The organism is Pseudoalteromonas sp. Scap06 (assembly GCF_013394165.1).
Classification (GTDB): domain Bacteria; phylum Pseudomonadota; class Gammaproteobacteria; order Enterobacterales; family Alteromonadaceae; genus Pseudoalteromonas.
Genome location: NZ_CP041330.1, coordinates 1,544,398 through 1,566,424 on the forward strand (window position 1 = coordinate 1,544,398; position 22,027 = coordinate 1,566,424).

The following is a 22,027-nucleotide window of genomic DNA, read 5'->3' on the forward strand; positions in this document are numbered from 1 at the left end:
CATATTCTAAAGGTAAATGCCGGGCAGGGCTAGTAAGTATTGTTAGTAGCCAAAAATAAAACAACCCGCATAAGCGGGCTATTTATTTGTTACAAACGATGAACGGTTGTCAGGGTATTACCAAATACGAACGCGTTCTTCTTCTGGTAGGTACAACTCATCACCTGGTTTTACATCAAATGCTTTATACCAAGCGTCGTGGTTACGAGGTGCTTGTGCTCTAAAGCGACCTGGTGCGTGAGTACCACCACGTAATTGGTTTAACATGCTTTGCTCAGTACGTTTTTCTTTCCATACTTGTGCCCATGCTAAGAAGAAACGTTGATCGCCGGTTACACCATCAATTACCGGTGCTTCTTTACCATTTAGGCTTAGTTTGTAAGCATGATAAGCCATGGCTAAACCACCCACATCACCAATATTTTCACCTAAGCTGTTGCGGCCATTTACAAAGTTACCTGGAATTGGTTCGTATTTGCTGTACTGAGCTGCCAGTTTGTCAGCTTTGGCATCAAAAGCAGCACGATCTTCATCAGTCCACCAATTACGTTGTATGCCGTTAGCGTCAGATTTTGAGCCTTGATCATCAAAACCATGACCCATTTCGTGGCCAATCACAGCGCCAATGCCACCGTAGTTTACTGCTGGATCTGCATTTGGATCGAAAAACGGTGGTTGTAATATAGCGGCAGGGAATACAATTTCGTTAAATGAACTATTGTAGTAAGCGTTAACACGTTGTGGTGTCATGCCCCAACGATTACGATCGGTCTTTTTCAGCTCTTTTTCTACACTTTCAGCCTGGAAAAACTCACGCATATTTTTTACATTAGCCATTAAGTCATTGTTGCTAATGCTTAAGCCTTCATACGATTGCCATTCATCTGGGTAACCAATTTTTGGCACAAATGCCGCTAATTTTGCACGCGCGTTCACTTTTGTTTCTGCACCCATCCAATCTAAGTTATCAATACGCTCACCAAGGGCTGTGCGTAAGTTTTCAACAAGCTCAGACATTTGTTGCTTAGATGACTCAGGGAAATAACGATCTACGTAAATTTTACCAATTGCAAAGCCTAATGAGCTGGTGCCTGACATTTGGCTGATAGCGCGTTTCCAGCGTGGACGTGGCTCTTGTTGACCATTCAATTCTTTACCAAAAAAAGCAAAATTGGTGTTAAATATCTCTTCAGACAACAGCTCAGCGTTACCATTAATTGCATGATACGTTAGGTAGTCTTTCCATACGCTTAAATCTTCGTTATTGATTAAGTCAATCATGGCTTTAACAGGTTCAGGCTGCGATACGTTTAATTGTGGTACTTTATAACCTGTTTGCGCAAAGTATAAATCCCAGTTAAATCCTGGGTATTGTGTACTTAACTCATCGCGTTTTACTTGGTTTAGGGTTAAATCACGATTACGGCGTTTTTCACGAGGCCAATGACCTTCTGCAATTTTGGTTTCAAGCGCTAAAATCGCTTGTGCACGCTCTGTGGTATTATCAACCCCTGCAAATTTAAGCATATCGGCAATATGTGCCACATACGCTTCACGAGTTTTTACAAAACGTTCTGCATCTTCAAGGTAGTATGAGCGATCGGGTAAGCCTAAGCCACCTGCACCTAATGACATTTCGTATTTATTGGGATCTAAACGGTTAAACCACATACCGCCGCCAAGTGGTGCACTTACACCCGTAAGCCAAGATTGGCCAAATACTTTTGCCAAATCATCAGTAGAGGCAACCGAATTGATGTCGTTAAGCAACGGCTTAATTGGCGTTATACCAAGTTTATTAAGTGTCTCGGTATCCATGTACGAATTATAAAAGTCAGCGACCAGTTGCTCTTCGGCGTTTAAGTTTTCACGTGCTGCAATGTCTTCAATAATTTCTTTAACGCGATCTTCACTGCGCTCAGCTAGCGCAGAGAATGCACCGTAGCGGGTTTTATCTGCTGGCATTTCGTAGTTGTCGTACCATGAACCACTGGCGTACATGAAGAAATCGTCGCCTGGTTTTACAGCTTCGTTACGCGCAGTTAAATCAACTCCAAACGTGCCTAATTCGGCTTGCTTTGTTGCTTGTGGTTTTTCTGCAACTGCTGCTACTTGCTCAGTTTTTGTTGTTTGTGGCTCAGAACAGCCGGTAATAAATGTAGCGGCGAGTGCCGCTGCAATTAAACTTTTTTTCATTACTTTCCCCTATGAATTCACGTTATTTAATTCGTTATATATTTTTGTTATAAAAATAGCTACTTGATTGTATTGATAACTTCACTGCAAACAAACCTTTTGAGGTGAATAACCGTACCGGTCGATAAGATAAATGAAATACTAGCAAAATAGCAAAAAAGCACTCAGATACTTCAATCGTACCCGAGAGGCTTAGTTTATTGCGCCTTTGACTGTTTTTGTTGCAAGGTCCACATATGCGCATATTCACCATTTTGCATTAGTAATTCATCATGTTTACCTTGCTCTACTACTTCTCCCGCCTTAAGCACGATAATAGTATCGGCATCGGTAATTGTTGATAAGCGATGCGCAATAACAATACTTGTGTGGTTAGAGGCAACCTCTTGCATAGCGTTTAATATGGCTTGTTCAGATTGTGAGTCGAGCGCGGAAGTGGCTTCGTCAAAAATTAAAATTGGCGATTGTTTTAAAATAGCGCGAGCAATAGCAATACGTTGTTTTTCGCCACCAGAGACTTTTAGTCCGCGTTCACCTACTAAGGTTTTATCGCCTTTATCTAGGCTACTAATAAAGTTTGTTAGATGCGCCATGTTTATAGCTTTGTTTACTTCATCTTCACTGGCGCTGGGTCTGCCGTAGTGAATATTTTCGCGTATACTGGTATTAAATAACACAGTATCTTGCGGCACTATGGCAATAGCTTTACGCAAACTTGCCAAGGTGACCGTGTTTATGGCTTGATTATCAATTTTTATAGCGCCCGATGAAAGTTCATAAAAACGGTATAACAAGCGGGCTAACGAGCTTTTACCTGCGCCACTAGCACCTACAACCGCTACCTTAGCACCAGAGTTTACATTAAAACTGACGTTCTTAAGAATAGGACGCTTGCTATCGTAGCTAAAGCTGACGTTTTCAAAGCTAATTGCCCCATTTTTGAGTGCTAATGGTTGCGCGGTTTCGCTATCTGCTATTTTGGGGGAGGTATTTAATAACCCAAGCATGTTTTCAAGGTCGGTAAGGGCACGGCGTATTTCACGGTACACAAATCCCAAAAAGTTAAGCGGTAAAAATAATTGGATCATATACGCATTGATCATTACCAGCTCACCAATCGTTAACTCGCCGGTAACCACTTCATTGGCTCCAAGCCACATTAATGCGGTTATCGCACATGCAATGATCAGTGCTTGCCCTGAATTAAGCGCCAGTAACGAGAGTCTGTTTTTTAATCGTGCTTGTTCCCAGGTTGCTAAAAATGTGTCGTAAGTTTGGGCTTCATGCTGTTCATTATTAAAGTATTTTACGGTTTCGTAATTTAATAGACTGTCGATGGCACGGGTGTTACTTTGATTATCAGCAGCGTTTGACTCACGAATAAAGCGGTTTCGCCATTGGGTAACCGTCACGGTAAAAAAAATATAAATAGCCACAGCCAATAGGGTGATCAGCGCAAACCAAATAGAAAACAAGCTGCCAAAAATAATCGCCACAGTTATTATTTCAAACAACGTGGGCACAATATTAAACATTAAAAAGCGCATTAAAAAGCTTAAGCCACTGGTGCCGCGTTCTATGTCTCGACTTATACCGCCAGTTTGCCTGTCTAAATGAAAGGCTAAATCTAACGAGTGCAAATGTTTAAACACTTTAAGGCCAATATCTCGCATGGCATGCTCGGTGACTCGCGAAAATACCGCATCGCGTACTTCACCCAAAAATACGCTAGCAAAGCGTAATGCGCCGTACATAACGAGTAATAAAGTAGGAACAAGCAGTAGTGGGTTAATTGATTTATCAACCGAATCAATTATTTCTTTTAAAGCCCATGGCATGAGTAATGTCGCGCCTTTAGCACCGACTAGCGCTAATATAGCAATCAGCACACGGCCTTTAAATTTAGTGATATAAGGCCAAAGAGTTTGAATGCTTTGTTTTAAATTCATGGCGTCGGGGCGTTTTACTGAACTTTGTCTGGAGCGCATCGAGGATCTCAGTATTTGTTTTTATATAAATGAATTAGCTTAAGAACGGCTATTGTATTTTAATTAGCTGCCCTTATATACTAGCTATCCTTTATTTTAGTTTTAAATGACCAATGTTTAAATTTCGCGTTTTTTTAGCTACTTGCTTGTTTTTTGCTGCACTCTTTAGTGTGCAAAGCCATGCTATGGGCGTAAAGCACGAATTAAACAGTAACCAAAGCGGTTATAGCGATGTTATTAATGTTGACCATTTAACTAACATTTCCGTACCTACAAAATCGCTTGGCGATTTACAGCATAAAAACTCAAAGCATTCTGATTTTGCTGCGCATCAGCCTAGGCTAACAGCCAATAACTCATTTTTATTTTTACATAGTGCGCAGGGCGATCCTGAATACGATGTAGTGCATGAGTTTTTTGCCCTAAATGGCTGTAGGCATATTTTTTTGCGACCGCAAGCAGTCACTATAAATCAGCCTTGGTATACTTGGGTATTTAAAAGTAAAAAGTCGCGCTTGAGCGGCTGGAAAGACGCTAATCTGTTATACACCGCTGTAACTACCTACCACGCTTAAAGTTCCTTATTTAATGTTAATTGGTTTTAACGCATCGCGTTTTGACCTGCAGATTAATTGTGCCTAATAGGTACGTTACTGGGCTATGCCTAGTAATAAGGAATAACTATGTTAAGTCTAAAAAAAGAGAAAAAGCCATTTAAGGCTAAGTTTAAATTGAGCTATGTAGCCATGCTGATTGTATTAGTGTTACTAGCAATAAGCGCCTTACCTAATTTATACCCGAATAAGTCGTGGTTGCATATTAGTGCAGCTTCTGATGTTAAAACGCAAGTAATGCCAAGTACTGAGAACCTAGTTAACTTTTTAAATAGCCAAGGTTTTGAAGTGAGTGAAAGTTTAAAAGACCCAGCACATATTAATGTACTTTTAAATACGCCTACACAAAGTGCGCAGGCTCAAGCGGCTTTAAAATCAAACTTTCCAAATACACAGGTTAAAATTGTTGAACATGCAACCAGCCCTGTTTGGTTACAAGAGTTTGGTTTATCGCCCATAAAACTGGGTCTTGATTTAAACGGCGGGGTATTGTTTGTACTTGATGTTGATTTAGAAAAAGCGATAGATGAGCAATTGCTCAGTGCATATCAACAAACAAAAGCCATTATTGTTAAACAAAAAGCCTATGGCGTTAAAGCGCAGCAGACTAATCAGGGCTTTGAAATAAGTGCGCTTGAGAATGCTGACGATAAGCTAACAGTTGTTATAAAAGAGCTTAAAAGCCGTTTTGAAAACCTCACTACAACCACATCAACTAATGGCAACTTACAGGTCGTTAAAATTAGCTATTCTGAGCAAGGGCGTAGCGCATTTGATAAAGAAGTGATGAGCCAAACACTCACCACACTTCGCTCACGCATTGAAGAGCTCGGCATAACCGAGGCTGTTACGCAGCGCCAAGGTAAGCAGCGCATTCGTATTGAGCTACCTGGCGTGCAAGATCCGGCTGAAGCAAAACGCATAATTGGTGCAACCGCGTCATTGGGGTTTTATCAACTTAAAGAGAGAGGCGGGCAAACGTTTAATCTGCAATCGGGAGGGACCATAAAGCTTGACCCTGTACCTATATTTACCGGTGAGCATATTAATAACGCTAATATAGGGCGTGATGATTGGGGTAAACCTTTGGTACAACTGAGCTTAGATAGCCAAGGTGGCGATGCTATGTCGGCTTTTTCAAAGGCGAATATAGGTAAACCTATGGCAACGCTCTATTCAGAGTATTCACAAAATGCCAAAGGTGAAGTGGTTAAAAAAAGCGAAGTTATTAATGTAGCGAACATTGCCCAGCATTTAAGCTCGCGTTTTAGTATAACCAATATGCAAAGCCAACAAGCGGCTGCCGATTTAGCGCTATTACTACGCGCAGGATCACTCACTGCGCCCGTAACTATAGTGCATGAGCAAACTATTGGTCCAAGCCTTGGCCAAGACAATATTAATAATGGATTAGCAGCGCTAATGTTAGGCATGGGTTTAACGCTTGCGTTTATGGCACTGTGGTACCGCCGTTTAGGGCTTATTGCAAATGTTGCGTTAATTTTAAACTTAACCTCTTTAGTGGGGCTAATGTCGTTATTACCTGGGGTGGTTTTAACTCTTCCAGGGATAGCAGGCTTAGTATTAACTATAGGAATGGCGGTTGATACTAACGTGATTATATTTGAGCGCATAAAAGAAGAGCGTCGCAAAGGTCGTCCCCCGTATCAAGCGATACAAGAGGGCTATAAACAAGCTGCGAATACGATTTTAGATGCCAATATTACCACCATGATCACCGCGATTATTTTATATGGCATAGGTTATGGCCCTGTAAAAGGCTTTGCGATAACGCTGGCGCTTGGTCTTATCACATCGGTATTTACTGGTGTGTATGTATCGAAATATTTAAGCCAAAGCTTATATTTAAAGCTGGGTAAAAAAGCAGGAGTAAACGCGCATGCTTAACACTTTTTTTAAATGTGAGACAGGGTCACGTATGCGTTATATAGGCTTGCTTATAAGTGCCATGTTTGTGTTGTTATCGGTATTCACCATTGCACAAAAAGGGCTTAATTTTGGCCTTGATTTTACGGGTGGTTATTTAACAGAATTTACCACCAGCCAAGGTGTTGAACTAAAACAGCTTGAGCAATTTATTGCTAAAAACCATCAAGGTGAATTTGAACTTACAGCACAGGGCAATAATCATTTTCAATTAACGCAAGCGCCAAGTGAGGAAGCTAATAATGATGCTTGGAAAACCGCGATTAGCCAAAACCCAACTATAAATGCTGAGGTTTTATCATCGGCTTATATTGGCTCTCAAGTGGGTGATGAATTATTTGAGCAAGGCTGCTTAGCCTTATTTGCTGCTATGGTAGCGGTAATGATTTATTTAGCTGTTCGGTTTGAGTGGCGTTTGGCATTAGGCTCTGTGGTGGCTTTATTACATGATTTAGTGCTGGTGGTTGGCTTATTTTCGTGGTTACAAATAGAGTTTAATCTAACCGTTTTAGCCAGTTTATTGGCAATAATTGGCTACTCCCTAAATGACTCAATAATAGTGGGTGATAGGGTACGTGAGCTATTACGCATACCAACAAACATCACACTCAAACCAAGCAGTATTATAAACAGCGCTATTAAAAGCACCTTAACTCGTACGCTTATTACCTCTGGGACTACGCTAGCTACGGTGGCAAGTGTTTGGCTGTTAGCTGGCACGCCGCTGCAGGGGTTTGCCATTGCTTTGTTTGCAGGAATCGTCGTAGGCACGCTGTCGTCTATTTGTATTGCTGCGACATTACCTGAGCTACTTGGGTTAAGTGCTAAAAACTACGATAAGCAAGTGGATCAGCAAACGCAGGCATTAATGGATATGCCATAGCCTTAAATATTAGCATTGTTGTTACACAGCAAAGGGATAGTGTTCAATGTAGCAACAATGCTAATACCAACCTGCATAAATATTTGAACAATTTAACGAATTAAATTCCCCTATAACGTTGTTAACATTTTTTCATTTAGAACAACTAGATGTCAAAAATTTTGCCTAGTTATAGAGCAATTTTCTTATCGTTAAAATAGGTCCCATATCCAAGCAGATTGGTATAAAATAACAAATTATTTTATCGAATTGAGTGAATTCTCCAAATGATTAAAGCCCATGTTACTGAGCACCTGCGGTTTGCCTTAGATGAGCAACTAAACACTGCTAAAATTGCAGCTCAAACAGCTCACGATACCGCTACCCATGAAGAAAGTATTGCAGAGACCCAATACGATACCCTTGGGCTTGAAGCTGCCTATTTAGCACAAGGCCATGCAGAGCGAGTTAATGAGTGCTATAAAGAAATACAACTATTTGAAGCCATATACAACGAACCCGTTACAGACACTATCGCTATAAGCTCATTGGTATGTTTAGAAGACGATGCCAGCACACAAAAATGGTTTTATTTAGGCCCAGCAGCTGGAGGATTAACCGTTGATATTAAAGGCACAACTATTCAAGTGCTTACCTCTGGCGCACCATTAGGCCAACAGTTATTAGGTAAACAAGTCGATGATGAAGTTAGTTTAACTATCGGTGATGTAAAACATAGTTATGACGTGGTTGAAGTACTTTAAATGTAGTTTGTATTTGTCTCTTACTCTGAGGCGAAGCATCTCGTAGGTATTTTTGTTAAATAATTGCCTAAAACTTATAGAATAAAATTAAAGATGAGCCGTTTATGAACTTAGTATTGGTCAGTGATATTTTTGGTAATACAGCGGCTTTAAAAGTATTAGCTGAAAAACTAAACGCTCAGTCTATTGTCGATCCCTATGGCGGGGTTGATATGGCATTTAACAGTGAACAGCAGGCCTATGAGTATTTTAGTCAGCATATTGGCCTTGATGAGTATGTAGCTATTTTACAAAAAGCGATTAAACCACTCGCTGACAACACTATATTGATAGGTTTTAGTGTTGGCGCATCGGCGATTTGGTCAATGTCTGCACACCCGGCGATTAAAACGATAGCTAAGGGCATTTGTTTTTACAGCTCGCAAATTAGGCACCATACAGATATACAACCACAATTTGAGATTGAACTCATATTTCCCTATTATGAGCCGCACTTTGATGTTAAATCACTACAGGTGGTGCTGGCAACAACGGCTAATGTTAACGTAAAACGTGTTGAATACTTACATGGTTTTATGAACCCACACTCGAGTAACTTTAATCAGAATGCTTACGATCAAACATTAGCTGCGCTATCTAAAGAACTAAAAAATTAGCAGTTAAGCGTTATTACTTTCTGTAATTTTCTACAAGTGAGGTTCTGTAATTTCAGGCTTTTTTCACAAACTTGGCCGTTACCATCATTTCGCCAATGCCATCGACTTTACAATCTAGTTGGTGATCTTTTTTATCAAGCACACGTCTAACTACCGCTTTCGTGCCAATTTTTATAACCTGAGAACTGCCTTTAATTTTTAAATCTTTCGCAACGGTTACTTTGTCACCATCGACTAGTAAAGTGCCGTTTGTATCTTTTACCAAAATAACGTCTTCATCGCTTGTATTATTTGGATTCCATTCATAGGCACATTCTGGGCATATAAGCAGTTGTTGGTCTTCGTAAACGTATTCACATTGACATTTAGGGCAAGCGGGAAGAGGCATAATGATCACTTTTAGTGGTAAATTTTGGCTATTTTAAAACACAAATTAACAATAAAAAAGTTCATCAAAAATTTTTATCTTCACGCTAAAAATATCTCGTTTGTGTGTATCTAAAAAAGGGCTTATAAATCACATGTCGCTTAAGCAATTTAAGCGCTAACGTTTATAGTAGATATTCGTTAAAGCACCTATCGTATTAAGTGATTTGCTATTTGCTGCACTTAGTGCGATGGGTGTTTCTATTTGCTGTTTAACTACCTGAGCTAACTAGCCAGGGATTTTTATATTTTGACTTAACTAGGAAAAGTCGTGTTTAAAACCTTAATAGTGGTTGATAACAACGAGCAAGCACTTGCTCTTTCATTTGAAAATGTCATTACGTTTAACACCTACTTACGTGACTACCCAAAACGCAACGAACCTAAAACCCGCATTATTAATTTATGCGACTCAAGCCAATACTTGAGTAAGGGTTATTATTGTTCATTGCTTGCAGAAGCCCGCAAACACCAAGTATTACCAAGCGTTAAAACAATAAACGCGCTTAGAAGCGGCCATGCACCTACTTTAAATACTGGGCAAATTGATGGCGCAGTTTATTTTGGTAATGCTCTAAATGAATTGCAAAGTAAAGCGGCTAAATCGGTATTTAAACAATACCCAGCGCCTATTTTATTTGTCGATCAGCAAGGTTTATTGCAACAAGGCTCTTTAACCTCATTAAGTGAGCAGCAATATACTGCGTTTATTGAAAGGCTCAATGAGTTTACCCAAACGCAATGGCGTATTGGTAAAGTAGAGCGCCGTTTTCGTTGGGATATGGCGATATTGGTTGATCATAACGAAAAAGTACCGCCAAGTGATAGAGATGCAATAGCCCGTTTTATAAAAGCAGCAGCGAAACATGGTATTAACGCAAAAGCACTCAGCTTTGATGAAATAGACAATATTGCCCAGTTTGATGCGTTATTTATTCGTCAAACAACAGCGATTGATCACCCAACCTACCGCCTTGCAAGTAAAGCGCAAAGCCTCGGCTTAGTGGTCATTGACGATGCGGAGTCTATTTTACGGTGCTGTAATAAAGTGTACTTACATGATGCATTTAACTATCAAAAAGTACCGAGCTTAAAAACCGTGGTGGTGGCAGATCAATCAAAAGACACAATTGAGCAACTAGAAGCGTCGTTTACCTATCCGCTGGTTTTAAAAATGCCTGAAGGGTCGTTCTCAAAAGGGGTGTTTAAAGTTGCAAACCGCGGTGAGCTTGAAGCTAAATTAACCGAGCTGTTTGAATATAGCGCATTGGTATTGGCACAAGAATACATGTACACCGAATACGATTGGCGAGTAGGTGTACTTAATGGCCGCGCCATTTATGCATGTCGTTATTTAATGGCGCGTAATCATTGGCAAATATACAACCATGATGCAAAACGTTTTTTTTCCGGTGGCTTTGAAACGTTACCAACCTTTGAGTTACCAAAAGTAGTATTGGATGCAGCTTTAAAGGCCTGTAAAACAGTCGGTAAAGGGTTATACGGTGTAGATGTTAAAGAGCACCAAGGTCGTGCGTATGTATTGGAAGTAAATGACAATCCAAGTATTGATCACAAAGTAGAAGACGGCTATTTAGGTGACGAGCTATACATGATCATTATGGATGAGTTTAAACAGCGTTTAGAAGCACGAGGCCGCGGCTAATGCCTATTGCTTTGGCTGAAAAAGTAACAGTGGCGACCAAGCTAGTTATTCGCCCTGCAATAACCGCTGACTTAAAAGCATTGGTGGCGCTTGAAAATACTTGCTTTAGTAACGATAAGCTAAGTGCGCGTAGTTTAAAGCGCTGGCTTGGGGCTAAACATGGGATTTTATTAGTTGCTGAGCAAAATGCGCAATTATGTGGCTATGGCTTAGTGTGGTGTCATAAAGGCACGCGTTTAGCACGTTTGTACTCGCTGGCCGTATTACCAACGATGCAAGGTAAAGGCATAGCTAAAAAATTACTCAATGAACTTGAAAAAGCGACCAGTGAGCGTGGACGTATTTATTTGCGCCTAGAAGTTGCAGTAAATAACGACAGCGCCATTGGGCTTTATAAAAGTGTGGGGTATCGCGTATTTGGTCAATACAGTGATTATTATGACGATCACAGTGATGCCTTACGCATGCAAAAAAATATTCGCCAAACCAGTGAGTTGCAGGTTGAGCGTTTAACGCCATGGTATCAGCAAACCACCGAGTTTACCTGTGGTCCTGCTGCGTTATTAATGGCAATGGCTGCTCTTGACTCAAACACAGAGCTGAGTCAGTCACATGAATTAGCTTTGTGGCGTGAAGGCACCACGATTTTTATGACCTCTGGGCATGGCGGTTGTCACCCATTTGGCTTGGCACTGGCTGCAAATAAACGCGGTTTTACAAGTGAGGTAATTGTTAATACATCTGAACCATTATTTTTAGATGGGGTTCGCAGTGATAACAAAAAATCAGTATTGGCCACGGTTCATCAACAGTTTGTTGAGGGTATTGCAGCGGCAAATATTTCAGTTACACAAAAAGATGTTGAATTAACTGACATAGAAAACTGGTTGAGTCAGGGGTTTAGTGTGTTGCTGTTAATTAGTACGTATCGGTTTGATGGTAAAAAATCACCGCACTGGGTGTGTGTCACCTATTTAGATGCACATTGTGTTTACGTACATGACCCATTTTGCGAGCCTGGCAATAACAATCAGCTAGCAATTGATTGTCAGTATGTACCAATTGCACGCAGCGACTTTAGCAAAATGTCGGCATTTGGTAGCCAAAGGCTCAGAACGGCAGTTGCTATTGGAAAAGTAAAATAGATTAGGATATTAAGTGACATTTTTAGATTTTATCGATGTAGCGCCATACTCATGGGCAGCTATTGGCACCGCCGCTTTTTGTGGCGCTATTATTGGTATAGAGCGTCAATTGCGCGGTAAACCTGTGGGTATTCGCACATCAGCATTAATAACGTTAGGCACATATTTGTTTTTATCTACGGCGTTTAATTTACAAGGGGATGTGATTGATCATTCTCGTGTAGTGGGGCAAATAATCACGGGTATTGGGTTTTAGGCGCAGGCGTTATGCTGGCAAAGGATGGTGCCGTGGTAGGGGTTACCTCCGCGGCTACTATTTGGGTGCTTGCGTCTATTGGGGTGATGATCGCAACCGAAAACTTAGGTGCAGCAATTAAGCTTTCTGTATTGGTGGTTGGTATTTTATATGGTGTTGATGTACTCGAAGCTAAGTTTAAAAGCCTCAGCAAAGGTGTACATGCTAAAGTAAAAAGTTATCACAAACGTTATTATCGAAAAGACAGTATAGATAGCGAACGCCACTAAATAGTGGCGTTTTTCATGCGGACAATGTTGCGTTTATTGCGCTAAGTGCATCGTTAATTGGTGCGGGCCGGCCAATAAAATAGCCTTGTACACTGTCTACATTGAGCTTTCTTAACGAGTTGAACTCCTGTTCGGTTTCAATTCCTTCGGCAACAATAGTGCAGTCGATTGCTTTTGCAAACCCACACAGCGCTTTTGCCAGCAAAAATTTACGTTTGTCAGTGTTTATATTTTGTGTGAGGCTAATATCTAATTTAATAATATCGGCTTCAAGCTCTAGTATGTGCTGAAATGATGAAAAGCCTGCGCCTACATCATCAATAGCTAAGCGAAGCCCTCTTTTTCTGAGTGGGGTAAGTGCTGTCCGCATTTTTTCGTAGTCGGAAATTGGTGAATGCTCAGTAATTTCTAATACTAGCCTAGTGCAGTCAATGTTTTGTAATGTATTTTCAAGTGCACCGCTTAGGATATGCGATGGTGAGCAATTAATAGCAATGTAAGTTGAATTATTAAATTTGGCTATGTTGGTGACTGCATTTTTAATGGCTAGCATTTCTAAAGCTTCATTTAAGCCAACCTTTTTTGCTTCTTTAAACCATACATCAGGAGTTCTATAAGGTGTAGTAAAAAATCGAGCAAGTGATTCAAAACCCGCAACTTTATTATTTTTTAAACTGAAAATAGGTTGATAGTAAATATTTAAATCATTATCGGTAATAATTTGCTGAATAACTGATTTAGTGTGATTGCGCGATACACGTTTGGATAAATTTATTTCAATTAAGCCTGTCGCTATTTCCGAAATAAGATTTAAAAACGATAAATCGCGATCGTTCAAGCTCTCATCATGGTGTGATTTATAACAACAAAAAGTACCGTATAATTTACCGTTTGACAGGTTGATAGGTACACCTATATAAGAGCCTATACCTAACTTTTTGGTTACCGGCATAGCCTTGGTTATTGGGTTTGCGTTGGTATTAGTAATAACAGGGCTAAGCTTGTCATCGGTGATTTTTTGACAATACGTTTCATCAATCGGATCGGCATTACCCACTTTAACAATTTGGTTTTCAGAGGGATTATCGACCACTTTAAAAACCCGCTCATCGTTAATAAATTCAGATATAAAAGCAACATCCATATCTAAATGTTTACGAACTAACGCAAGTAAGTTAGCTAGCTTAGCTTCAATGGATACGTTATTGTGTTGATCGACAAGCAGCTTGCTAGATTTATCCATCGGCTATTTCTCTATTTGAATTCAAATTAGCTTAGTGAGTAATACTATAATTTATATATATAAAAAGATCTAATCAAGGCTATATCCATCTTTGCTAACCATCAAACGTGAGCATGGTATAGTCAAAACTTAACCAAATAATTTTCGCCTGACTACTTTACGGTATTCGCTGGGTGTTTGGCGTAATACTTTTTTAAATACTCGGGTTAAATGCCCTTGGTCATTATAGCCAACCTCTAAAGCAACTTCCTGAATCGATAAATTAGAAGATGCCAATAAATCTTTGGCGCCTTCTACTCGTAATTGTTGCCAATATTCGATTGGACTTTGGTTAGTGGCACTTCTGAAACGACGGGTAAAGGTGCGATAACTTAGACTAAATTGAGCCGCAACCTCCTTTAAGTTGAGCTCACTGGCTAGATTGGTTTTTAACCAAAACTGTATTTGTGCAATCAGCTCATCTGGGTGTCTATCTACTGCTCCCTCTAAGTAACGTTGATCTTCATAGGGTTTACGAATTTCATGGGAAAAGTTGCGCTCCACATGTTGTGCCGCTTCTTTACCATAATATTGACTAATAATATGTACGATAACATCAGCAAGTGCATTTAAACTGGCTACGGTATACATACGTTCTGACTGGGTGATAAAAAAATCAGGTTTTAAACTTACATTAGGGTAGTCATGCTTAAACTGTTTAGCATAATGCCAATGGGTAGTAGCGGGATGTCCGTCAAGTAAACTAGCCTCTGCAACAAAACAATTACCTGTGCCTACTCCAATTATATGACTTCCTACGGTAAAGCTCTCGATCAGCCAAGTGACTAATTGTTGATTAGCGCGTATCACCGGGCGAGGGTTACGCCAAATGCCAGGCACAATAACTAAATCGCAATAAGGTGAGTTTTCGCTAGTACAATCAGGAATAATCGATAGTCCAGTTCGCGTCTTAATGGCATCACTATTTTTAGCCACTAAATGAATAGCCAGAGGTTTAAAGTTATTTTTATCACTATGGCCTTTGGCAAAAGCCTCACCCGCACGCAGCATCTCAATCGGTAATGTGATACTGGTTACCAACAAATGCTCAAACACTGCGATACCAATATTTATGGGGGGAGTTAATGGGTTGTTGCTCATTGTGAATGCTCCGACCAGTTGTTTTTGGCCTTTTATGCCGCTTATTTGGCTATTAAAGCACAAAGGTGTCTCTATAATCCAATTAAACTAATGTCATATTCTTATAACACGCATTTTAAAGGTAAATTATGACTGCACTACCCGTTATTGTAGGCATGGGAGGCATTAATGCCGCTGGCCGTACTTCTTTTCATCAAGGTTATCGTCGTATCGTGTTAGATAGCTTAGCGGCGCAAGCTCGCCAAGAAACGTTTTTAGGCCTTGCCACATTAATGAACTTAGTGACTACAGTAAACGGCCAACTTGAAGACAGCCAAGGTAATCATGTTGAGCAAAGCGACATTGAAGCACGCTTTGGTGAGCAAATTATTGCTGGTACATTAATTCGAAAAATTGAAAAAGAACATTTTGACGTTGATGCCACACCTTGGCAGCAAAAAATGACGTTAACGGCTTCAGATGATAGTTCAATTGTGTTTGAAACACGTCGTCGTGACTTACCATCGCCTTTACCAAGCAACTGGCAAATAGATGACCTTGATAATAAAAAAGTAAAAGTCACGATTGCTGCTGAGCTAGATGTAAAACATGATTCAACCCGTGATAACCCGATTAAGTCGGCTGGGCAATTTCCAACCGGGTTTGATCCTGCCATTATGTATAACAGCCGCTACCAGCCGCGCGGTTTACAAGCGACCATATTTGCTGCCACCGATGCAATAAAATCAACTGGACTTGATTGGCAACATATTATGAATAGCGTAGAGCCTGACAAAATTGGTACCTATTCAGCATCGGTTATTGGTCAAATGGATGATAAAGGCTTAGGTGGATTAGTTAAAGCGCGTCAGCAGGGCGATCGTGTTAGTACTAAGCAGTTAGCGCTGGGTTTAAATACGATGTCGACCGATTTTATTAACGCCTATGTTACTGGGAATGTGGGGACGACTTTTTCAACTTCAGGCGCATGTGCCACATTTTTATATAACTTGCGCGCTGCCGTTAACGATATTCAAGCTGGTCGTACCCGTGTTGCAGTGGTTGCAAGTGTTGAATGCGCGATTACTCCAGAAGTGGTTGAAGGTTTTGGTAATATGAGTGCGCTGGCCAATATTGAAGGTTTGCGCCGTTTAGATAATTTAAGCAATGATGATGAGCCTGATTACCGTAAAAGTAGTCGTCCATTTGGTGAGAACTGCGGTTTTACCTTAGGTGAGGGGGCTCAGGTTGCTATATTAATGGATGATGCACTGGCTCTGGAACTCGGTGCAGATATTATGGGCAGTGTGCCGGATGTATTTGTGAATGCCGATGGAGTTAAAAAGTCAATTACCTCACCTGGGCCTGGCAATTACATCACCATGGCGAAATCAGCAGCACTTGCTACTAGCTTGTTAGGTAAAGAGGCACTGCAACAACGTAGCTTTATTTTAGCGCACGGCTCAAGTACGCCACAAAATCGTGTTACTGAATCTTTAATTTATCATAAAGTAGCGCAAACATTTGCTATTGATAACTGGAAAGTGACTGCGCCTAAAGCCTATGTAGGCCATACTATTGCGCCTGCTAGTGGCGATCAGCTTGCCATTGCGTTAGGTGTATTTAGTCATAATATTATGCCGGGTATTACCACCATTGATAAAGTAGCCGACGATGTTTACAGCGAACATTTAGATATTCGTAATAGCCACTACGATTGTGGTGATATGGATATTGCGTTTATTAACTCAAAAGGCTTTGGTGGAAATAATGCAACTGCGACTGTGCTGAGCGCAAAAGTAACCATGCAAATGCTTGCTAAACGCCATGGTGATGCACTGATGAACAGCTATGTTGAAAAACATAGCCAAGTAAAAGATGCACAGCATACTTACCAAACGCAAGCCGATTTAGGTCAATACTCGCTAATTTACCGTTTTGGTGATGGTTTAATTGATGAAAATGAGATTGTTTTAGATGAGCACAGCATTACACTGCCAGGCTTTGAAAAAGCAATTACATTTAGTACAACAAATTCCTATCAAGATATGTTCTAAGCACACATACTTGTTAGCAAGGCGCTTTTATAGCGCCTTTTTTAATGTTTGTTCAAATATACTTAGCAATTAAACTGTGTTTATTTTTTTGCTTCCATGCTAAATAATAATTGGCAAGAACGGCTGTTAAGCCAATTACGACTGCAATAAATAGCAGTGTTGCAACATAGCTCATACCGTACCCAGTTGGTAAACCCACCAGTGTTTCGCCATAAGTCATATCAGAAAAACTAAAGCCTAAAACAGGGATAAGTAACCAACTTATTGCATGCAGTAAATACAAGTGGGCTAAGTACGAAAACATACTGGTTTTACCCAATACTTGTAAAAACTTTGGCGAAAAATCACTTTTTAGCTTGCTCAATAGTTTAAGCATAATTAGGCCTATACCAACGGTTAACAACATAAACTGCAGGGAAAGTGGGTATTTGGTCGGGTTTAAAAATGACATTATAGTGAGTAAATAAGAGTCACTAATCGTAAATATTGACGCGTCACCATAAAGATTAAAGCCACGCAAAAGCGTGTATAAAACTAGGCAGCTTACACCCAAAATTAAGCCATAATCCATAACTCGGTTACTGTATTGCTTGGCTTTGTAATAAACACCTGCACAATAGGCTAACGCCATTAACCCAACAATAGGAGCTACGGGGTAGGTGGTTCTAATTTTAAAGTTAAAAGGAAGTTCGAGTACATTTTTTTGATGTAAAACAGACCATATCGTATTTGCGATTGTATTTGGCTCAAAGTTGACGGCATCAAATAAGTTGTGGCCAAATACTAAAATTAAGCCCATGGCAAAAATCGCATACAGACCGATTAAACGTAAAAGCCCCAGAATAATAAATCCCCAACCTATCGCCCAAATAACCTGAGCGTATAACATTGGAAACAGTGGATTAAAGCTCCAAGACCACGACACAATAGTAAATTCAAATAATATAAGGACTAGTCCACGTATAATTAAACTTTTTGAAAAAGCTTGCGTGGAAGTGTATTTATGCTCGGTTATTGCAGCTGAAAGGCCCGCTAAAAATACAAATAATGGCGCACAAAAGTGCGATATAAAACGAGTGAAAAAAGTAAGCGCATCTGTTCCTGGTATGGTCATGGGATCGGTCACTGAATAATTTAGACAATAATACATTCCGTGATCAATCACCATAAATATAATAATAAGACCTCTGAGTAAGTCTATATGGTGTAAACGATTTTGAGATAAAGGTAATGACATAAATATGCTTTGGTATGGATGAAAAAAACGAGTTTAATTATATGTTATATTATATCATTTTGCGAGAGTGATAATAAAATACTTTAGTATAAATTATGTTGTAAACAATTTTTACTTACTAACAGATTTTTACAGTTTTACTTTTTTAATGGAGTTACTCTATTAACTAAATAGTTAAAGTTGAAGCTACTAAAGGGTTAAACATGAAAAAAATATTTTTTTTATCACTATTGCTGATGCTTAATGGCTGTACATTTTTTGGCGTTATGTTGGATGGACAAGCAGCCTCAAATGCACAAGAAAATCAGCGGATGAAAAATCCAGCTCGGTCTACTCCTTATGAAAATCCATTTGAGCCAGTTCCCGTTGATAAGGACGGATTTTCTTTTGCAGAGCTAGGTTTAAAAATAGACTCTGCAGTATTTAGTTTAGTAAAAGGAGATGACGGTGTGATTAGAAAATGTAGGCAGGTTACTAAGGTCTTAAAAGAATGTGTAGAAGTAGATAAATCTACTCTACACAGTAATGAATCTAAGCAGTTAAAAACTGATGATGAAATAATAAGTGTTGGTCTATAAAACTACTAATGAAATAGTAACTATGGTCGTAGCCAGCTTGCATTTCGAGTGTTAACGGATAGCCCTTCTGTGTAGCTACAGTTACTAACTTTTGTGGCTTAAGTTGCTCATCTAAAAAGTTATCTGCATCACCTTGGCTAACCAACATAGGTAAATAATCAGCTTGTTTGGCTTGTTGCATTAATTCGCAGCTATCATATTCTGCCCAGACTGATTTATCAGTACCTAAGTAGCCAGTAAAAGCTTTAACACCCCAAGGACAATCTATCGGGTTTACAATTGGGCTAAATGCTGTAGCGCTGGTATAAGCTTTAGGATTTTTAAGGGCAATTATTAATGCGCCGTGGCCACCCATAGAATGCCCAGAAATTGCTTTTTTAGTTGTTACTGGAAAATGTTGCTCTATTAATGCAGGTAGTTCCTTCACCACATAATCGTACATATTAAAATGAGTATTGTAAGGTGCCTGCGTTGCATTGACGTAAAACCCTGCACCTTGGGCAAAATCGTAGCTATCTTCGTTAGGAACGTTTTCACCACGCGGACTGGTATCAGGTGCGACAATAGCGATGCCTAGCTCTGCCGCTTTTTTAAACGCGCCTGCTTTTTGCATAAAGTTTTCATCGGTACAGGTTAATCCTGATAACCAATAAAGTACTGGTACTTTATTTTTTTCACTGGCGCCTGGTGGTAAAAATACCGCAAAACGCATGCTGCAATGGGTGCTTGAGGAAGTATGGCTATACTGCTTATGCCAGCCACCAGCCACTTTTGCCGTTGAGATATTTTCTAACATAACAATCCTTAAAAGCCGTTACTTAATAGCAACGGCTGGTAATGGTGATTAAAAGAAATTAGTAATGAATAACAGTACGAATACTCTTACCTTCGTGCATTAAATCAAAGGCATCGTTAATTTCTTCAAGGCTCATGGTATGGGTAATAAAATCATTAAGAGCGAATTCACCCGCCATGTAACGCTCTACAATTTCAGGAAGTTGCGAACGACCCTTAACGCCTCCAAATGCGCTACCACGCCATACACGGCCAGTAACAAGTTGGAACGGGCGAGTTGAAATTTCTTGGCCAGCACCAGCTACACCAATAATTACAGATTCTCCCCAGCCTTTATGACAACACTCAAGGGCAGAGCGCATTACATCAACGTTACCAATACATTCAAATGAGTAATCAACACCGCCGTCGGTCATCTCTACAATCACTTCTTGAATTGGCTTGTCGAAGTCTTTTGGATTAATTAAGTCGGTAGCACCGAGTTTAGTCGCAAGATCAAACTTAGAGGTGTTAATATCAATACCAATAATACGGCTTGCACCAGCCATTTTGGCGCCAATAATGGCCGACAAACCAATGCCACCTAGACCAAAAATTGCCACCGTATCGCCCGTTGTTACTTTTGCCGTATTTGTTACAGCGCCCATACCGGTAGTGACACCGCAGCCCAATAAGCAAATTTCCTCTAAAGAGGCTTCTTTATTTACTTTAGCTAGCGAGATTTCAGGAAGTACTGTGTATTCAGAAAAGGTCGACGTCCCCATATAGTGATAAATTGGTTGGCCGTCTTTGAAAAATCGCGTTGTGCCATCTGGCATTAAGCCTTTGCCTTGTGTTTCGCGTACAGCAGAGCACAAGTTGGTTTTACCTGAAGTACACATTTTGCATTCACCACATTCTGCGGTGTATAGAGGAATAACGTGATCGCCAACTTCTACACTTGTAACGCCTTCGCCCACAGCGTAAACCACCCCGGCACCTTCATGGCCTAAAATAGCGGGGAAAATGCCTTCAGGATCTTCACCTGATAAAGTAAAAGCATCTGTATGGCATACACCTGTGGCAGTAATTTTTACCATCACTTCGCCTTTTTTAGGCATCATCACGTCAACTTCTTCAACGCTTAAAGGCTGATTAGGGCCCCAGGCAATCGCTGCTTTTGATTTTATAAATTCAGACATGTGTATATCCTTTGTAGTGGTTTGAATATCAATTGTAGACCCAAACTGTTTGGGTGATGTGTCTATTGTATTTATTTCTATAACAATGATAATCTCTAAATTAATAAAACACTTTTACAGTATGGTAATAATAATGCGTTGGGAAGGGATTGATGAGTTTATTTCTGTTGGCGAAGAGGGAAGTTTCACTCAAGCTGCACAGGCGTTGGGTCTATCGGTTGCCCATATTAGCCGCCATGTTACTAAGCTTGAGCAACGGTTAAATACCCAACTTTTAACGCGTACGACCCGAAAGGTGGTATTAACCAAAGAAGGTGAGCAGTTTTTACACCAAGTAAAACATTTACAACACGCTATGGATGAAGCCACTCAGGGGCTCGCGTCTGTGCAAACATCCCCTAAAGGTAAAATTAAATTAACCGCACCGGTTATGTATGGTGAAAGTTTTATTATGCCGATAGTGCATTCGTTTATGCATGATCACCCCGAGGTAGAAGTAATCGCAACGCTCTCTAACGAGCAAGAAAACTTGCTGGAGGGCGGCTTTGATTTAGCCATTCGATTAGGCCATTTAAAAGATTCGAGTTTAAAAGCGCGACGCTTGAGCTCTCGGCGATTTATTATGTGTGCTGCACCAAGCTATTTAGCGCGTTTTGGCGAACCCCATACGTTAGGTGAACTTAACCAGCATCAATGCTTAATTGGTAACAGTAGTTATTGGCGAGTAAATGAAAATAATCGTGACAAACATATTAAAGTAGCTGGGCGGTTGCATTGCAATAGCGGTTGGGCACTGGTTGACGGCGCTAAAAAAGGGTTGGGTATTGTTCAGTTGCCGGATTACTACATAGAGAATGAAATAAAAACAGGGCAGTTAGTACCAATATTAACAGCCTATCAACCTCAACAAGAGGGGGTGTGGGGGCTTTATCCTCCTCGGCAATTTGTTGCTACTAATGTACGAGTATTACTTGATTATCTAGTAACAGGATTAAAAGTTTAGCTTGGCTTAGTGATTTGCTTATAAT

General features: G+C 40.1%; 18 protein-coding genes and 1 pseudogene. 11 read left to right on the forward strand and 8 right to left on the reverse strand.

What is annotated here, in order from left to right; genetic code table 11:
• Window positions 1-117: 117 nt before the first annotated feature.
• Window positions 118-2,196, reverse strand: coding sequence for a M13 family metallopeptidase (locus FLM47_RS07045; RefSeq protein ID WP_178955980.1), 2,079 nt, complete (start codon window positions 2,194-2,196; stop codon window positions 118-120).
• Between the two features lie 197 nt (window positions 2,197-2,393).
• Window positions 2,394-4,184: an ABC transporter ATP-binding protein/permease gene (locus FLM47_RS07050; RefSeq protein ID WP_178955982.1), complete on the reverse strand. Its 1,791-nt coding sequence runs from the start codon at window positions 4,182-4,184 to the stop codon at window positions 2,394-2,396.
• A gap of 113 nt (window positions 4,185-4,297) precedes the next feature.
• Here FLM47_RS07050 and FLM47_RS07055 point away from each other — a divergent pair, with 113 nt between their 5' ends.
• The 5 genes from FLM47_RS07055 to FLM47_RS07075 all read left to right on the forward strand — a co-directional run bounded on the left by FLM47_RS07055 (window position 4,298) and on the right by FLM47_RS07075 (window position 9,027).
• Window positions 4,298-4,759, forward strand: a complete 462-nt coding sequence (locus tag FLM47_RS07055; RefSeq protein ID WP_076920240.1) for a hypothetical protein — start codon at window positions 4,298-4,300, stop codon at window positions 4,757-4,759.
• A 108-nt stretch (window positions 4,760-4,867) separates the two neighbouring features.
• Window positions 4,868-6,706 carry a protein translocase subunit SecD gene (secD, locus tag FLM47_RS07060; protein WP_178955984.1) on the forward strand — a complete coding sequence of 613 codons (1,839 nt, stop codon included), beginning with the start codon at window positions 4,868-4,870 and terminating at the stop codon, window positions 6,704-6,706.
• Window positions 6,699-7,628 carry a protein translocase subunit SecF gene (gene secF, locus FLM47_RS07065; RefSeq protein WP_138604839.1) on the forward strand — a complete coding sequence of 310 codons (930 nt, stop codon included), beginning with the start codon at window positions 6,699-6,701 and terminating at the stop codon, window positions 7,626-7,628. The genes secD and secF overlap by 8 nt, the downstream gene beginning before the upstream one ends.
• 266 nt (window positions 7,629-7,894) lie before the next feature.
• On the forward strand, window positions 7,895-8,371 hold the full coding sequence (locus FLM47_RS07070; RefSeq protein WP_178955986.1) for a GreA/GreB family elongation factor: 477 nt from the start codon (window positions 7,895-7,897) through the stop codon (window positions 8,369-8,371).
• A 104-nt stretch (window positions 8,372-8,475) separates the two neighbouring features.
• Window positions 8,476-9,027 carry a hypothetical protein gene (locus FLM47_RS07075; protein WP_178955988.1) on the forward strand — a complete coding sequence of 184 codons (552 nt, stop codon included), beginning with the start codon at window positions 8,476-8,478 and terminating at the stop codon, window positions 9,025-9,027.
• A 52-nt stretch (window positions 9,028-9,079) separates the two neighbouring features.
• On the opposite strand, the gene FLM47_RS07080 is transcribed toward FLM47_RS07075, so the two are convergent.
• Entirely contained in the window at window positions 9,080-9,415 is a 336-nt protein-coding gene (locus FLM47_RS07080) for a zinc ribbon domain-containing protein YjdM (RefSeq protein WP_178955990.1), read from the reverse strand.
• 309 nt (window positions 9,416-9,724) lie between these two features.
• Here FLM47_RS07080 and FLM47_RS07085 point away from each other — a divergent pair, with 309 nt between their 5' ends.
• The 3 genes and pseudogenes from FLM47_RS07085 (at window position 9,725) to FLM47_RS07095 (ending at window position 12,789) form a co-directional block, all read left to right on the forward strand.
• Window positions 9,725-11,119 (forward strand): RimK family protein, encoded by a 1,395-nt coding sequence (locus FLM47_RS07085; protein ID WP_178955992.1) that lies wholly within the window; start codon window positions 9,725-9,727, stop codon window positions 11,117-11,119.
• Entirely contained in the window at window positions 11,119-12,264 is a 1,146-nt protein-coding gene (locus tag FLM47_RS07090) for a GNAT family N-acetyltransferase/peptidase C39 family protein (RefSeq protein ID WP_178955994.1), read from the forward strand. The genes FLM47_RS07085 and FLM47_RS07090 overlap by 1 nt, the downstream gene beginning before the upstream one ends.
• A 13-nt stretch (window positions 12,265-12,277) precedes the next feature.
• Window positions 12,278-12,789, forward strand: a pseudogene (locus FLM47_RS07095) (MgtC/SapB family protein).
• 13 nt (window positions 12,790-12,802) lie between these two features.
• Here FLM47_RS07095 and FLM47_RS07100 read toward each other — a convergent pair.
• The gene (locus FLM47_RS07100; RefSeq protein WP_178955996.1) at window positions 12,803-14,032 is read right to left on the reverse strand and encodes an EAL domain-containing protein; all 1,230 of its coding nucleotides are present in this window, start codon (window positions 14,030-14,032) and stop codon (window positions 12,803-12,805) included.
• 129 nt (window positions 14,033-14,161) lie between these two features.
• Window positions 14,162-15,172 (reverse strand): GlxA family transcriptional regulator, encoded by a 1,011-nt coding sequence (locus FLM47_RS07105; RefSeq protein WP_178955998.1) that lies wholly within the window; start codon window positions 15,170-15,172, stop codon window positions 14,162-14,164.
• 128 nt (window positions 15,173-15,300) lie between these two features.
• Here FLM47_RS07105 and FLM47_RS07110 point away from each other — a divergent pair, with 128 nt between their 5' ends.
• Window positions 15,301-17,208, forward strand: coding sequence for a beta-ketoacyl synthase (locus FLM47_RS07110; protein WP_178956000.1), 1,908 nt, complete (start codon window positions 15,301-15,303; stop codon window positions 17,206-17,208).
• Between the two features lie 52 nt (window positions 17,209-17,260).
• Here FLM47_RS07110 and FLM47_RS07115 read toward each other — a convergent pair whose 3' ends face one another.
• Window positions 17,261-18,445 carry a DUF1624 domain-containing protein gene (locus tag FLM47_RS07115; RefSeq protein ID WP_178956002.1) on the reverse strand — a complete coding sequence of 395 codons (1,185 nt, stop codon included), beginning with the start codon at window positions 18,443-18,445 and terminating at the stop codon, window positions 17,261-17,263.
• Between the two features lie 203 nt (window positions 18,446-18,648).
• Between FLM47_RS07115 and FLM47_RS07120 the strand changes: the two genes are divergently transcribed.
• Entirely contained in the window at window positions 18,649-19,023 is a 375-nt protein-coding gene (locus tag FLM47_RS07120; RefSeq protein WP_010389876.1) for a hypothetical protein, read from the forward strand.
• Here FLM47_RS07120 and fghA read toward each other — a convergent pair.
• Window positions 18,977-19,819 (reverse strand): S-formylglutathione hydrolase, encoded by an 843-nt coding sequence (gene fghA / locus FLM47_RS07125; protein WP_138593909.1) that lies wholly within the window; start codon window positions 19,817-19,819, stop codon window positions 18,977-18,979. The two genes, FLM47_RS07120 and fghA, sit on opposite strands and share 47 nt — an antisense overlap.
• A gap of 58 nt (window positions 19,820-19,877) precedes the next feature.
• Window positions 19,878-20,999: an S-(hydroxymethyl)glutathione dehydrogenase/class III alcohol dehydrogenase gene (locus tag FLM47_RS07130; RefSeq protein ID WP_138608554.1), complete on the reverse strand. Its 1,122-nt coding sequence runs from the start codon at window positions 20,997-20,999 to the stop codon at window positions 19,878-19,880.
• 130 nt (window positions 21,000-21,129) lie between these two features.
• On the opposite strand from FLM47_RS07130, the gene FLM47_RS07135 reads away from it, so the two are divergent.
• Window positions 21,130-22,002: a LysR family transcriptional regulator gene (locus FLM47_RS07135; RefSeq protein ID WP_178956852.1), complete on the forward strand. Its 873-nt coding sequence runs from the start codon at window positions 21,130-21,132 to the stop codon at window positions 22,000-22,002.
• Window positions 22,003-22,027 lie beyond the last annotated feature (25 nt).

Bases quoted from the DNA above. Each gene is read 5' to 3' on its own strand.
- FLM47_RS07100 (WP_178955996.1), bottom strand. From the start codon at position 14,032: ATGGATAAATCTAGCAAGCTGCTTGTCGATCAACACAATAACGTATCC.
- FLM47_RS07110 (WP_178956000.1), top strand. From the start codon at position 15,301: ATGACTGCACTACCCGTTATTGTAGGCATGGGAGGCATTAATGCCGCT.
- FLM47_RS07120 (WP_010389876.1), top strand. From the start codon at position 18,649: ATGAAAAAAATATTTTTTTTATCACTATTGCTGATGCTTAATGGCTGT.
- FLM47_RS07105 (WP_178955998.1), bottom strand. From the start codon at position 15,172: ATGAGCAACAACCCATTAACTCCCCCCATAAATATTGGTATCGCAGTG.
- FLM47_RS07115 (WP_178956002.1), bottom strand. From the start codon at position 18,445: ATGTCATTACCTTTATCTCAAAATCGTTTACACCATATAGACTTACTC.
- secF (WP_138604839.1), top strand. From the start codon at position 6,699: ATGCTTAACACTTTTTTTAAATGTGAGACAGGGTCACGTATGCGTTAT.
- FLM47_RS07045 (WP_178955980.1), bottom strand. From the start codon at position 2,196: ATGAAAAAAAGTTTAATTGCAGCGGCACTCGCCGCTACATTTATTACC.
- FLM47_RS07090 (WP_178955994.1), top strand. From the start codon at position 11,119: ATGCCTATTGCTTTGGCTGAAAAAGTAACAGTGGCGACCAAGCTAGTT.
- FLM47_RS07130 (WP_138608554.1), bottom strand. From the start codon at position 20,999: ATGTCTGAATTTATAAAATCAAAAGCAGCGATTGCCTGGGGCCCTAAT.
- FLM47_RS07070 (WP_178955986.1), top strand. From the start codon at position 7,895: ATGATTAAAGCCCATGTTACTGAGCACCTGCGGTTTGCCTTAGATGAG.
- FLM47_RS07075 (WP_178955988.1), top strand. From the start codon at position 8,476: ATGAACTTAGTATTGGTCAGTGATATTTTTGGTAATACAGCGGCTTTA.
- fghA (WP_138593909.1), bottom strand. From the start codon at position 19,819: ATGTTAGAAAATATCTCAACGGCAAAAGTGGCTGGTGGCTGGCATAAG.
- FLM47_RS07050 (WP_178955982.1), bottom strand. From the start codon at position 4,184: ATGCGCTCCAGACAAAGTTCAGTAAAACGCCCCGACGCCATGAATTTA.
- FLM47_RS07055 (WP_076920240.1), top strand. From the start codon at position 4,298: ATGTTTAAATTTCGCGTTTTTTTAGCTACTTGCTTGTTTTTTGCTGCA.
- FLM47_RS07080 (WP_178955990.1), bottom strand. From the start codon at position 9,415: ATGCCTCTTCCCGCTTGCCCTAAATGTCAATGTGAATACGTTTACGAA.
- secD (WP_178955984.1), top strand. From the start codon at position 4,868: ATGTTAAGTCTAAAAAAAGAGAAAAAGCCATTTAAGGCTAAGTTTAAA.